The sequence below is a fragment of the Streptomyces eurythermus genome (assembly GCF_014649115.1).
In the GTDB taxonomy this organism is placed as follows: domain Bacteria; phylum Actinomycetota; class Actinomycetes; order Streptomycetales; family Streptomycetaceae; genus Streptomyces; species Streptomyces eurythermus.
Map to the genome: position 1 here is coordinate 93189 of NZ_BMSK01000001.1, position 13034 is coordinate 106222.

The following is a 13034-nucleotide window of genomic DNA, read 5'->3' on the forward strand; positions in this document are numbered from 1 at the left end:
AAAGGCCGTCCCCATGCGGCTCACCGTCATCGGCACCGGCTACCTCGGTGCCACCCACGCCGCCTGCATGGCCGAACTCGGCCACGAGGTGCTCGGCGTCGACGCCGACCCGGAGAAGGCCGCCGCGCTCGGCGCCGGGCGGGTGCCCTTCCACGAGCCGGGCCTGCCCGAGCTGATCGCGCGGCACACCGCGAGCGGCCGGCTGCGGTTCACCACCTCCTTCGCCGAGGCCGGGGCCTTCGGCGAGGTCCACTTCGTCTGCGTGGGCACCCCGCAGCGCGCCGACTCCGGCGCCGCCGACCTGAGCCAGGTGGACGCGGCCTTCGCCGCCCTGGCCGCGCACGCCGCGCCGGACGCGCTGCTCGTCGGCAAGTCGACCGTGCCGGTCGGCACGGCCGAGCGGCTGGCCCGGACGTACGACGCGGAGATCGCCTGGAACCCGGAGTTCCTGCGCGAGGGCCTCGCCGTCCAGGACACGCTGCGCCCGGACCGGCTGGTGTTCGGCGTCGCGTCGCCGCGCGCCGAGGCCGTGCTGCGCGCCGTGTACGCGCCGGTCCTCGCCGTCGGCACCCCGCTGGTCACCGCCGACTTCGCGACCGCCGAGCTGGTCAAGACGGCCGCCAACGCCTTCCTCGCCACCAAGATCTCCTTCATCAACGCGATGGCCGAGGTCTGCGAGGCGGCCGGCGGCGATGTGCGCACGCTCGCCGAGGCCCTCGGCCACGACGACCGGATCGGGCCGGAGTTCCTGAGCGCCGGGCTCGGCTTCGGCGGCGGCTGTCTGCCCAAGGACATCCGCGCCTTCGCACACCGGGCCGGCGAGCTGGGCGTCCCGCTCAGGCTGCTGCGCGAGGTGGACGCGATCAACATGCGGCGCCGGGACCGGGTGGTGGAGCTGGCCCGCGAGCAGTGCGGGGGAGCGGTGCTCGGCGCCCGGGTCACCGTCCTCGGCGCCGCCTTCAAGCCCGGCTCGGACGACATCCGCGACTCGCCCGCGCTGGCCGTGGCCGCCCGGCTGCGGCTGGAGGGCGCCGACGTCACCGTGTACGACCCGGTGGCCGCGGACAACGCGCGCAAGGCGTTCCCGCTGCTGGGATACGCGGGGACCGTCGAGGACGCGCTGCGCGGGGCCGACCTGGTCCTGCATCTGACCGAGTGGCCGCAGTTCCGGGAGATCGACCCGGAGCGGGCGGCGACGCTGGTGGCCCGGCCGCGGATCGTGGACGGGCGAGGGGGGCTCGACGCGGACCGCTGGGCCGCGGCGGGCTGGCGGTTCCGGGCACCGGGCAGGCCGGTGCCCGCAGGGGAGGGACAGTGATGGCACAGAGCGAGGCCCGGGTCACCGTGGTCATGCCGACGTACAACGAGGCGGCGAATCTGCCGGGCATGGCCGAGGCCGTGCTCGGGCTGCCGTTGGACGGGCTCCAGTTGAAGATCGTCGACGACTCCAGCCCGGACGGCACCGGGCGGATCGCCGAGGAGCTGGCCGAGAAGTACAACGGCGCCGGCCGCACCCGGATGAGCGTGCTGCACCGCACCGAGAAGGACGGGCTGGGCCGGGCGTACACCGCCGGGATGTCCGCCGCGCTGGACGAGGGCGCCGAGTACGTCGTCCAGATGGACGCCGACGGCAGCCACCCGGTGGAGGCGGTGCCCCGCATGCTCCAGGCGGCCCTGGACTCCGGCGCCGGGCTGGTGGTCGGCAGCCGGTACGTCGAGGGCGGCTCGCTGGACGAGGAGTGGGGCGCCCACCGGGTGCTGCTGTCCCGGTTCGCCAACCGGTACGCGCGCGCCATCCTCGGCACCGACATCCAGGACATCACGGCCGGGTTCAACCTGTGGTCGGCGCGGACCCTGCGGGACGTCGGCCTGGCGTCCCTGGACAGCGCCGGCTACAGCTTCCAGGTGGAGCTGAAGTACCGGGCCGTCCGGGCCGGGCACACGGCCGTGGAGATCCCCATCCGGTTCACCGAGCGCACCGAGGGCGAGTCCAAGATGACGCTGCGCACCCAGCTGGAGTCGGCCGTGCTGCCGCTGCGGCTGCGGATGAAGCGGTACTAGCGGCCGGGGCGGCTGCCGGCCGGGGCGGCGACCGGCCGGTGCGGCCGCCGGGCGGGCCGGCTACCGGGCGGCGGCCTCGGCCTGCTCCTGGCCGCGGCGGTGGATCTGGTTCACGGTGAACTGGGCCAGGCCGTTGCCGGCGCCGAAGACGTCGGTGTCCTTCTTCGTGACGTCCTTGCCGGTGGTGAAGCCGGAGATCGTGAAGTAGGCGTAGCGGCCGTAGGCGTTGCGCGTGGAGCGGCAGAACGCCCCGTCGCAGAAGGGCTTGACGCCGCCCTTGCCGAACAGCGAGCGGACGATGGACCGGTCGTCGGTCTGCGCCTTGGCCCGGCCGGCCTGCGCCGCGTTGTCGAAGACGGCGACGCCCACGGTGACCGCGATGTCGCCGTGGGTGTAGGTGGCGCGCAGCAGACGGGTGCAGCCGTTGTTCGTGAGGATGCCCGGCAGGGTGCCGCCGGCGACCGAGGCGCAGCCGGAGGTGTCGTCCGTGGCGCCCTTCGTGTACACGGTGTCGCCGAGCGTGAGCTGCTTGCCGGGGAAGAGCGTGTCGGGGCCGAGCGGAGCGGTGTCCTTCTTGGCGCTGGATATGAAGTCCGCCGGGTTCAGCGGCGGTGGCGCGCTGGTCGGCTCGAAGGACGGCGTCCCGGAGGCCGTGCCGGGTATGGAGGCGGTGGCGGGCAGGTTGCTCGGGCCGGCCTCGGGGTCACCGCCGTTCGCGGAGACCACGGCCACGGCGACCGCGGTGCCTATCGCGACCGCGGCCAGCGCACCGCCGGCTATGAACAGCAGCTTGCGGCGCTTGTTCCGGGTCTCGGAGGCCTCGGCGAGCGCGGCCCAGTCGGGCGTCCCGTCGTCTTCTCCGCTGTTCCACGGCTGCTGGGAATGCGGTTTCCAGGGATCCCACTGAGACTGGGGTCCCCCCTGCCCGTAACTCATGGGGCGCATCTTAGACGGGGGCCCGGTGACACGGGGGCCGTGCGGCGGACCGCCTCGTTTTGACCCGCCCGGGGGCCAGCCGGTAACCTGCTTCTTCGTTGTGTATTGGCTTGCTCATTCTCACGGGACGGGCCCTTACACCGGTCCACCGGGCCGATGACCAGCGACCCCACGCACGCGGTTTGCGTCGCCGCCGTGGGTCAAGGCTGTCGTGATCGTTTCGGTGACCTTGTTTAGGACCATTCACTCGAAGCGAAGGCTACGAACCGTGCGTACGTACAGCCCCAAGCCCGGCGATGTGACGCGCCAGTGGCACGTCATCGACGCTCAGGACGTTGTCCTGGGCCGTCTCGCCACCACTGCTGCGACCCTCCTCCGGGGCAAGCACAAGCCGATCTACGCGCCGCACGTCGACGCTGGTGACTTCGTCATCATCATCAACGCCGACAAGGTGCACCTGTCCGGCAACAAGCGGACCCAGAAGATGGCCTACCGCCACTCCGGCTACCCGGGTGGTCTGCGCTCCGTCCGTTACGACGAGCTGCTGGACAAGAACCCGGAGAAGGCCATCGAGAAGGCCGTCAAGGGCATGCTCCCCAAGAACTCCCTGGGCCGTCAGATGCTCTCGAAGCTGAAGGTCTACAAGGGTGACCAGCACCCGCACGCGGCCCAGCAGCCGGTGCCGTTCGAGATCACCCAGGTCGCGCAGTAAGTCCGGCCACCCCCTAAGACTGAACAGAATCTGAGGAGAATCGTGGCCGAGACCACTGCCGAGCAGCCGCTCGAAGAGCTTGACATCGACAGCTACACCACCGAGTCCGAGGTCCCCGTCGAGGGCGAGTACACCTCGGAGTCCCTGGCCTCCCGCTTCGGCGAGCCGCAGCCGGCCGCCGGCCTGGGCCGCCGCAAGAACGCCATCGCCCGCGTCCGGATCGTCCCGGGCACCGGCAAGTGGAAGATCAACGGTCGCACCCTCGAGGACTACTTCCCGAACAAGGTGCACCAGCAGGAAGTCAACGAGCCGTTCAAGGTGCTGGAGCTCGACGGTCGTTACGACGTCATCGCCCGCATCGCCGGTGGCGGTGTCTCCGGCCAGGCCGGTGCGCTGCGTCTCGGTGTCGCCCGCGCGCTGAACGAGGCCGACGTCGACAACAACCGCGGCCCGCTGAAGAAGGCCGGCTTCCTCAAGCGCGACGACCGTGCGGTCGAGCGCAAGAAGGCCGGTCTGAAGAAGGCCCGCAAGGCTCCGCAGTACAGCAAGCGCTAAGCTTCGCTGCCTGCTCGTACGTGGTACGGGCTTCGGCCCCGCGTACTCCGAACGCCCCGGCGGCACGCCACATGTGCCCCGGGGCGTTCGCTTATCCCAGCCAAGGGCGTATAACGGCACAAGACGCTCAAAGGCTTGTGTGATCGGATACCGGGTCGCCTGCCACCCGACGCGGCGCGGTCCGCTTCCGACAACGATGCTTCCTCAGGAGGACAAGTGGGACGACTCTTCGGCACGGACGGCGTGCGCGGTGTCGCCAACGCGGATCTGACGGCCGAGCTGGCGCTGGGCCTCTCCGTCGCCGCGGCGCATGTGCTGGCCGAGGCGGGCACCTTCGAGGGCCACAAGCCGACGGCGGTGGTCGGACGGGACCCGCGCGCGTCCGGGGAGTTCCTGGAGGCCGCGGTGGTGGCCGGGCTGGCCAGCGCGGGCGTCGACGTCCTGCGGGTCGGCGTGCTGCCGACGCCCGCGGTGGCGTACCTCACCGGCGCGCTCGGCGCCGACCTCGGCGTGATGCTCTCCGCCAGCCACAACGCCATGCCGGACAACGGCATCAAGTTCTTCGCCCGCGGCGGCCACAAACTCGCCGACGAACTGGAGGACCGGATCGAGGCGGTCTACGACTCCCACCGGCACGGCGAGCCCTGGCAGCGGCCGACGGGCGCCGGCGTCGGCCGCGTACGGTCGTACGACGAGGGCTTCGAGCAGTACATCGCCCATCTGCTGGCGGTGCTGCCCAACCGGCTCGACGGCCTGAAGATCGTCCTGGACGAAGCACACGGCGCGGCCTCGGGGGTCTCGCCGGAGGTGTTCGCCCGGGCGGGCGCCCAGGTCGTCACGATCGGCGCCGAGCCGGACGGGCTCAACATCAACGACGGCTGCGGCTCGACCCACCTGGACCTGCTCAAGGCCGCGGTCGCCGAGCACGGGGCCGACCTCGGCATCGCGCACGACGGTGACGCCGACCGCTGCCTGGCCGTGGACCACACCGGCGAGGAGGTGGACGGGGACCAGATCCTCGCCGTGCTCGCGCTGGCGCTGCGGGAGCGGTCCGCGCTGCCGTCCGACACGGTGGTGGCCACCGTGATGTCCAACCTCGGCTTCAAGCTGGCGATGGAACGCGAGGGCATCCGGCTCGTGCAGACGGCCGTGGGCGACCGGTACGTCCTGGAGGAGATGAAGGAGCACGGCTACGCCCTCGGCGGCGAGCAGTCCGGGCACGTCATCATCCTCGACCACGCCACCACCGGCGACGGCACGCTGACCGGCCTGCTGCTGGCCGCGCGGGTCGCGCAGACCGGCCGTACGCTGCGGGAGCTGGCCTCCGTCATGGAGCGGCTGCCGCAGGTCCTCATCAACGTGCCGGACGTGGACAAGTCGCGGGTGAAGACGTCCGCCGACCTCGCCGCCGCGGTCGCCGAGGCGGAGCGGGAACTCGGCGAGACCGGGCGGGTGCTGCTGCGGCCGTCGGGCACGGAGCCGCTGGTGCGGGTGATGGTCGAGGCCGCGGACATCGAGCAGGCCCGGGCGGTCGCGGGACGGCTGGCCGACGCGGTGAAGGCGGCGCTGGGCTAGCACCGGAACCTGGCGGGGCCGGGCCCTTCAAGGGCGTTGGCGCCGACGCTCCCAGAAATACTTCTGAGCGAGCAGGGTGACGGTCCCCGCCAGCACGATGCCCAGCAGGTTCAGCAGGAGCTGGACGGTGGAGCCGCTGGTCTGTGACGTGTCGCCGTAGGCCAGCGCCACCGCCGCGTTGGCCGCGGCCGGGACCGTGGTCACCGAGATGGCCACGCCCACCAGGGCGCCCGACTTGGCGGAGGTCAGGGACAGGATCCCGGCGATGCCGGCGAGCACGGCCACGACGAACGAGAACCAGTCGGGGGCGTAGATGAACCCGGTGTTCGGCCGGGCGCCCTCCAACTGGTCCTTGCTGAACAGCCCGGTCGCGTCCATCAGCAGGCTGAAGGCGGACGTCAGGGACATGGCCACCGCGAAGCCCACCAGCAGGGCGAGCACCGAGCGCCAGGCCAGGCGCGGACGGCGCCGTACCAGCGCTGCGCTGATGCCGGCCAGCGGGCCGAACTCCGGGCCGACCGCCATCGCGCCCACGATCAGGACCGCGTTGTCCAGCACCACACCGCAGGCGGCGATCATCGTGGCCAGGGTGATGAACGCGAGGTAGGTGACCGAGAGCGTCGACTCCTCGTGGGTGGCCTCGATCAGGCCCTCCCACAGCACCGCGTCCGCGCCCTCGCCGGGCGCCTTTCTCTCGGCCTCCTCGGCCCGCCGGGACAGCGACAGGCCGATGTCCTCCACGGCGATGGACCCGGTGTCCTCCAGGCCCAGCCGCCGCAGGCCGGCGATGAGTTGGTCGCCCGCCTCGCGCGCCACGTCGCACAGGACGAGGTCGCCGGCGGGGTCGCGGGCGGTGCCGGGCAGGACGACGAGGTGGGTGGTGCCGACCGTCCGCTCAATCAGCCGCACCACCTCCTCCGTCTGCCCGGCCGGGGTGATCAGGCGCAGATGCAGCATGCGCCCATCCAACCGGACCGGCTACAGCTTGCGCAGCCGCAGCCGCTGCACCTTGTGGTCCGGGCCCTTGCGCAGGATGAGGCCGGCCCGGCCGCGGGTCGGGGCGATGTTCTCCACCAGGTTCGGCTGGTTGATGGTCCGCCAGAGCATGCGCGCGTAGTCCAGGGCCTCCTCCTCGGAGACCTGGGTGTACTTGCGGAAGTACGACGACGGGTTCTGGAAGGCGGTCTGCCGCAGCTTCCGGAAGCGGCTGAGGTACCAGCGCTCGATGTCCTCGGTGCTCGCGTCGACGTACACGCTGAAGTCGAAGTAGTCGGCGAGACCGACCCGGGTACGGCCGTCCTTGCCGGGCAGGGCGGGCTGGAGTACGTTCAGGCCCTCCACGATGAGGATGTCCGGACGGCGGACGACGAGGCGTTCGCCCGGCACGATGTCGTAGATCAGGTGGGAGTAGACCGGCGCGGACACCTCGTCCTTGCCGGCCTTGATGTCGGCGACGAAACGGGTCAGGGCCCGGCGGTCGTAGGACTCGGGGAAACCTTTCCGCGACATCAGGCCGCGGGCCTCCAGCTCCCGGGTGGGCAGCAGGAAGCCGTCCGTCGTGACCAGTTCCACGCGGGGGTGCTCGGGCCAGCGGGAGAGCAGGGCCTGGAGCAGGCGGGCGACGGTGGACTTGCCGACGGCCACGGAGCCGGCGACGCCTATCACGAACGGGGTGCCGGACTGGGAGCCCTTTTCCCCGAGGAAGGTGTTCAGCGCGCCGCGCAGACCGTCCGTGGCGCCGACGTAGAGGTTGAGGAGCCTGGAGAGCGGGAGGTAGATGTCCCGCACCTCGTCCAGGTCGATGACGTCACCGAGACCGCGGAGCTTCTCCACCTCCTCGGCACTGAGCGGCAACGGCGTCTTGTCGCGCAGCGCGCTCCACTCGGCGCGGGTGAGATCGACGTAAGGAGTCGCCTCCGGCCTGTGCCGGTGGGCGCTCCGGGGCATCGAGGAGACCGGTGAGATCACAGTCCATTGTTAACGGAGTTTGAACGGGGTGGCGGGGTGGGGTGCGTCACGTGGCCTCCGGCGGGAGACCGGACGGTGTTCCTCCCCGAGCTGCCGGGGAGGAACACCGTCCGTGCCGCTACGGCCGTTCGACCAGGTACTTCACGGAGTCCACGACGAACTCGCCGTACTGGAGAGCCGATCCGACGGCCTCCAGCCGCTGGTACTGATCCGGGGACAGTGAGGCGTCCGGCGCGCATCTCATCGTTCTGAGCAGCACCCGGAACGCCAGGTCCGGGGTGCAGCGGCGCGCGCAGTCGGTGAGCGCCGCTCGGACCTCGGGGTCCAGGAACCGTGCCGCGTCGATCCCGGCGAGGACCGCGTCGAGGCAGGCGGCGCCGTCCTCCGCGTCCGCGCCTGTGAACGGTCCGCCTCCGCGCCCGTGGACAGCCGTGCCTCACACAGCGCCGGAGAAGGGAGGCTGGCCCGCCTCGGACGGTGTGACTGCACAAAGGCCCTTCGTACGACGGTGGGAATTTCCGATTCCGGGCAGGGTGCGGCCGTTTCTGATCGGTTGTGGCCCTTAGGCTGCCGCTCATGTGCGGAATCGTGGGATACGTAGGGTCACAGTCGGCGCTGGATGTCGTGATGGCCGGGCTGAAGCGGCTGGAGTACCGAGGCTACGACTCGGCGGGGGTCGCCGTGCTCGCGGACGGCGGGCTGGCCGCCGCGAAGAAGGCCGGGAAGCTGGTCAACCTGGAGAAGGAGCTGGTCGAACGGCCGCTGCCGACCGGCTCGACCGGCATCGGGCACACCCGCTGGGCCACCCACGGCGGGCCCACGGACGCCAACGCGCACCCGCACCTGGACAACGCCGGCCGGGTCGCCGTGGTGCACAACGGCATCATCGAGAACTTCGCCCTACTGCGCGCCGAACTCGCCGAGCGCGGGCACGAGTTGACCTCCGAGACGGACACCGAGGTCGTCGCCCACCTGCTCGCCGAGGAGTTCTCGGTCACCGCCGACCTCGCCGAGGCGATGCGGCTGGTGTGCCGCCGGCTGGAAGGCGCGTTCACCCTGGTCGCGGTGCACGCCGACGCCCCGGACGTGGTGGTCGGCGCCCGCCGCAACTCGCCGCTGGTGGTGGGCGTCGGCGAGGGCGAGGCGTTCCTGGCCTCCGACGTCGCCGCGTTCATCGCCCACACCCGCTCCGCGATCGAGCTGGGCCAGGACCAGGTGGTCGAACTGCGCCGGGACGGCGTCACGGTGACCGGCTTCGACGGCCGCCCGGCCGACATCCGCTCCTACCACGTGGACTGGGACGCCTCCGCCGCCGAGAAGGGCGGCTACGACTACTTCATGCTCAAGGAGATCGCCGAGCAGCCCAAGGCCGTCGCCGACACCCTGCTCGGCCGCATCGACCCCAGCGGCTCGCTGACCCTGGACGAGGTGCGGATCAGCCCCTCCGAACTGCGCGAGGTCGACAAGGTCGTCATCGTCGCCTGCGGTACGGCCTTCCACGCCGGCCTGATCGCCAAGTACGCCATCGAGCACTGGACCCGCATCCCCTGCGAGGTCGAGCTGGCCAGCGAGTTCCGCTACCGCGACCCGATCCTGGACGGCCGCTCCCTGGTGATCGCCATCTCCCAGTCCGGCGAGACCATGGACACCCTGATGGCGCTGCGGCACGCCCGCGAACAGGGCTCCAAGGTGCTGGCGATCTGCAACACCAACGGCTCGACCATCCCCCGAGAGTCCGACGCCGTGCTGTACACGCACGCCGGCCCCGAGGTCGCCGTCGCCTCGACCAAGGCATTCCTCACCCAGCTCGTCGCCTGCTACCTGGTCGCCCTGTACCTCGGCCAGGTGCGCGGCACCAAGTGGGGCGACGAGGTCCACGCGGTCATCAAGGACCTGTCCCGGATCTCGCACGAGGTGGAACGGGTCCTGGAGACCATGGAGCCGGTCCGGGCGCTGGCCCGCACCCTGGCCACGAAGAACACCGTCCTCTTCCTCGGCCGGCACGTCGGCTACCCGGTGGCCCTGGAAGGCGCGCTGAAGCTCAAGGAACTCGCCTACATGCACGCGGAGGGCTTCGCCGCCGGCGAGCTGAAGCACGGCCCGATCGCGCTGATCGAGGAGGACCTGCCGGTGGTGGTGGTCGTACCGTCGCCGCGCGGCCGGTCCCTCCTGCACGACAAGATCGTGTCCAACATCCAGGAGATCCGCGCGCGCGGCGCCCGCACCATCGTCATCGCGGAGGAGGGCGACGAGACGGTGGTCCCGTACGCCGACCACCTGATCCGCATCCCGGTCACGCCGACGCTGCTCCAGCCGCTGGTGGCCACCGTGCCGTTGCAGGTCTTCGCCTGCGAGCTGGCCACGGCCCGGGGCAACGAGGTGGACCAGCCCCGGAACCTGGCGAAGTCCGTCACCGTGGAGTGAGCCGGACGCTCCGGGACGGGGAGCCGCTCCTCAGTGGACGGACAGGCCGCCGTCCACGTGGATCGACTGGCCGGTGACATAGGCGGAGGCGCCACTCGCCAGGAACACGGCCGCGCCCGCGAAGTCCTCGGCCACGCCGTTGCGGCCGGTCATCGTGCGCGCGGCCAGGGCCGCCACCCGCTCCGGGTCGGCCGACAGCCGCGCGTTGAGCGGGGTCATCACAAAGCCCGGGACCAGGGTGTTGCAGGTGACCCCGTACGGCGACCACGCCTCGGCCTGGGAGCGGGCCAGCGACTCCAGCCCGCCCTTCGACACGCCGTAGGCGCCGCTCTGCACGAACGCCCGGTGCGCCTGCTGGGAGCTGATGTGGATGATCCGGCCGAAGCCCCGCTCGGCCATCCGCGGCCCGAACCGCTGCCCCAGCAGGAACGGCGCCTCCAGGTTCACCGCCATGGTGGCGTCCCACACGTCCTCGCCCAGCTCGCCCAGCGGCGGACGCAGGTTGATCCCGGCGGAGTTGACGAGGATGTCGGGCTCCCCGAACACGGCCACCGCGTCCTCGGCGGCCGCGCGCACCCCGTCCCGGCTGCCCAGATCGCCGCTCACCCAGGCCGCCCGGCAGCCGTCTGCCGTCAACTCCGCCACTGTGTCGGCGAGTTCCCTCTCGCGCCGGGCCACGACCACGACGCTCGCCCCGGCCCGCGCCAGCGCCCCCGCCACGGCCCGCCCGATGCCCGAGCTGCCCCCGGTCACCAGCGCGACACGGCCGTCCAGCGCGAACAGGCCGGAGAGATAAGCGTTCGATGAGGTCATGTCCGCAGCGTAGGTGACGTGGTGTCGCCGGTACGCCGTCGGCCCGGGTCGTAGGGTGCTCGGCATGAGCATCATCGGGGTGGGCATCGACGTCGCCGAGATCGACCGGTTCCGGGCGTCCCTGGAGCGGACGCCGGGGCTGGCCGACCGGCTGTTCGTGGCGCACGAACTGCTGCTGCCCAGCGGGGAGCGGCGCGGCATCGCCTCGCTCGCGGCCCGGTTCGCCGCCAAGGAGGCGCTGGCCAAGGCGCTGGGGGCACCGCCGGGACTGCACTGGACCGACGCCGAGGTGTACGTGGAGGACAGCGGCCAGCCCCGCCTGCGGGTGAAGGGCACGGTGGCCGCGCGCGCGGCCGAGCTGGGCGTACGGGCCTGGCACGTGTCGCTCAGTCACGACGCCGGTGTGGCCTCGGCCGTGGTGATCGCCGAGGGCTGACCGGACCGGCCCCGCGGGTGTGGACGGCCCGGGTTCGGGGGCAGACTCGGTGCCATGCGAACTGCGTACAGCGTGGAGACGGTAAGGGCGGCCGAACGGGCCCTGATGGCACGGCTGCCGGAGGGCGCGCTGATGCAGCGGGCCGCCGCCGGGCTGGCCGCCGCCTGCGCCGGACTGCTCGGGCGGGTGTCCGGCAGCCGGGTGGTGCTGCTGGTGGGCAGCGGGGACAACGGCGGGGACGCCCTGTACGCGGGGGCCCGGCTGGCCCGGCGCGGCGCCGGGGTGACCGCCGTCCTGCTCGCGCCGGAACGGACCCACGCCGCCGGGCTGGCCGCGCTGCGCCGGGCGGGCGGCCGGACCGTCACCGCGGACCGGGGCGAGGAGGCGATCGCGCGGGCCCGCCTGGTCGTGGACGGGATCGTCGGCATCGGCGGCAAGGGCGGGCTCCGGCCGGACGCCGCACGGCTCGCCGAGGCGGTCGCGCGCTCCGGGGCCGCCGTCGTCGCCGTGGACCTGCCCAGCGGCGTCGACGCGGACACCGGGGAGGTACGGGGGGCCGCGCTGCGCGCCGACCTCACCGTCACCTTCGGCGCGTACAAGCCCGGGCTGCTGGTGGATCCCGCGCGGGAGTACGCCGGAGTGGTCCGGTTCGTCGGCATCGGCATCGAACCGCCGCCCGCCGACGCCGTACTCCAGGCCCTGCAACACGCGGACGTGGCCCGGCTGTTGCCGACTCCGGAGGCGGAGAGCGACAAGTACCGGCGCGGGGTGGTCGGCATCGCGGCGGGCTCGGCACGGTACCCGGGCGCGGCCGTGCTGGCGGTGTCCGGGGCGCTGCGCGGCGGCGCCGGGGCCGTACGGTACGTCGGCCCGGCCGGGGACGCGGTCCTCGCGCGCTTCCCGGAGACCCTCGTCTCCGACGCCGGACCCGCCAAGGCCGGCCGGGTGCAGGCGTGGGTGACCGGGCCGGGCGCCGGGGACGACGCGGCGACCGTGGCCGAGGTGCTGGCGACGGACGTGCCCGTACTGCTCGACGCGGACGGGCTGCGGCTGGCCGACCGGGACACCGTACGGGGGCGCGGCGCGCCGACGCTGATGACCCCGCACGCGGGCGAAGCCGCCGCGCTGCTGGGGGTGCGGCGCGAGGAGGTCGAGGCCGCCCGGCTGGCCGCGGTGCGCGAACTGGCCGCGGCCTACCGGGCGACGGTCCTGCTGAAGGGCTCCACCACCCTGGTCGCCGGCCCCGGCGGCGGACCGGTACGGGTCAACCCCACCGGCACGCCCTGGCTGGCCACGGCAGGCAGCGGCGATGTGCTCTCCGGCCTCGCCGGCTCCCTGCTGGCGGCCGGCCTGGACCCGCTGGACGCCGGGAGCGTGGCCGCGTATCTGCACGGCCTGGCGGGCCGCTTCGCCGCGCAGGGGGCGCCGACGGGGGCCCACGACGTGGCGGCCCGGATCCCCGAGGCTTGGCGGAACGTACGGGGGTGAGCCGCCGGGATCCGGCATTCGGGGGCGTCGGGGGTTCCGGGTGCCTGGGCTCGGCGGAGGTGTCGC

At 72.6% G+C, this 13034-nt stretch carries 13 protein-coding genes; 8 read left to right on the forward strand and 5 right to left on the reverse strand.

Annotated features, from left to right (window positions below; genetic code table 11):
* The first annotated feature begins 13 nt into the window (after positions 1-13).
* Together IE251_RS00540 and IE251_RS00545 are read left to right on the forward strand one after the other, a co-directional pair.
* A complete protein-coding gene (locus IE251_RS00540; protein ID WP_189750922.1) occupies positions 14-1318 on the forward strand; it encodes a UDP-glucose dehydrogenase family protein in 1305 nt (434 codons plus the stop codon).
* The gene (locus IE251_RS00545; protein ID WP_189750923.1) at positions 1318-2061 is read left to right on the forward strand and encodes a polyprenol monophosphomannose synthase; all 744 of its coding nucleotides are present in this window, start codon (positions 1318-1320) and stop codon (positions 2059-2061) included. Before IE251_RS00540 ends, IE251_RS00545 begins: the two co-directional genes overlap by 1 nt.
* Positions 2062-2121: 60 nt before the next feature.
* Here IE251_RS00545 and IE251_RS00550 read toward each other — a convergent pair whose 3' ends face one another.
* Positions 2122-2997: a hypothetical protein gene (locus IE251_RS00550; RefSeq protein WP_189750924.1), complete on the reverse strand. Its 876-nt coding sequence runs from the start codon at positions 2995-2997 to the stop codon at positions 2122-2124.
* 268 nt (positions 2998-3265) lie between these two features.
* Between IE251_RS00550 and rplM the strand changes: the two genes are divergently transcribed.
* From rplM to glmM, 3 genes are all read left to right on the forward strand, one after another.
* Positions 3266-3709 (forward strand): 50S ribosomal protein L13, encoded by a 444-nt coding sequence (gene rplM / locus IE251_RS00555; protein ID WP_014674395.1) that lies wholly within the window; start codon positions 3266-3268, stop codon positions 3707-3709.
* A 42-nt stretch (positions 3710-3751) separates the two neighbouring features.
* Entirely contained in the window at positions 3752-4264 is a 513-nt protein-coding gene (gene rpsI, locus IE251_RS00560) for a 30S ribosomal protein S9 (protein ID WP_030601145.1), read from the forward strand.
* Positions 4265-4480: 216 nt separating this feature from the next.
* Positions 4481-5839 carry a phosphoglucosamine mutase gene (glmM, locus tag IE251_RS00565; protein WP_189750925.1) on the forward strand — a complete coding sequence of 453 codons (1359 nt, stop codon included), beginning with the start codon at positions 4481-4483 and terminating at the stop codon, positions 5837-5839.
* A 27-nt stretch (positions 5840-5866) separates the two neighbouring features.
* Here glmM and IE251_RS00570 read toward each other — a convergent pair whose 3' ends face one another.
* From IE251_RS00570 to IE251_RS41620, 3 genes are all read right to left on the reverse strand, one after another.
* Complete coding sequence (locus IE251_RS00570) at positions 5867-6796, reverse strand: DUF389 domain-containing protein (protein ID WP_189750926.1); 930 nt, start codon at positions 6794-6796, stop codon at positions 5867-5869.
* Positions 6797-6817: 21 nt separating this feature from the next.
* The gene (coaA, locus tag IE251_RS00575) at positions 6818-7786 is read right to left on the reverse strand and encodes a type I pantothenate kinase (RefSeq protein ID WP_234470637.1); all 969 of its coding nucleotides are present in this window, start codon (positions 7784-7786) and stop codon (positions 6818-6820) included.
* A gap of 139 nt (positions 7787-7925) precedes the next feature.
* Positions 7926-8051 carry a hypothetical protein gene (locus IE251_RS41620; protein ID WP_267925590.1) on the reverse strand — a complete coding sequence of 42 codons (126 nt, stop codon included), beginning with the start codon at positions 8049-8051 and terminating at the stop codon, positions 7926-7928.
* Positions 8052-8383: 332 nt separating this feature from the next.
* Between IE251_RS41620 and glmS the strand changes: the two genes are divergently transcribed.
* Entirely contained in the window at positions 8384-10231 is a 1848-nt protein-coding gene (glmS, locus tag IE251_RS00580; RefSeq protein ID WP_189750928.1) for a glutamine--fructose-6-phosphate transaminase (isomerizing), read from the forward strand.
* 30 nt (positions 10232-10261) lie between these two features.
* On the opposite strand, the gene IE251_RS00585 is transcribed toward glmS, so the two are convergent.
* Positions 10262-11044 (reverse strand): SDR family NAD(P)-dependent oxidoreductase, encoded by a 783-nt coding sequence (locus IE251_RS00585; protein WP_189750929.1) that lies wholly within the window; start codon positions 11042-11044, stop codon positions 10262-10264.
* A 64-nt stretch (positions 11045-11108) separates the two neighbouring features.
* Between IE251_RS00585 and IE251_RS00590 the strand changes: the two genes are divergently transcribed.
* Positions 11109-11480 (forward strand): holo-ACP synthase, encoded by a 372-nt coding sequence (locus tag IE251_RS00590; RefSeq protein ID WP_189750930.1) that lies wholly within the window; start codon positions 11109-11111, stop codon positions 11478-11480.
* Between the two features lie 54 nt (positions 11481-11534).
* A complete protein-coding gene (locus IE251_RS00595) occupies positions 11535-12968 on the forward strand; it encodes an NAD(P)H-hydrate dehydratase (protein ID WP_189750931.1) in 1434 nt (477 codons plus the stop codon).
* The last annotated feature ends 66 nt before the right edge of the window (positions 12969-13034 follow it).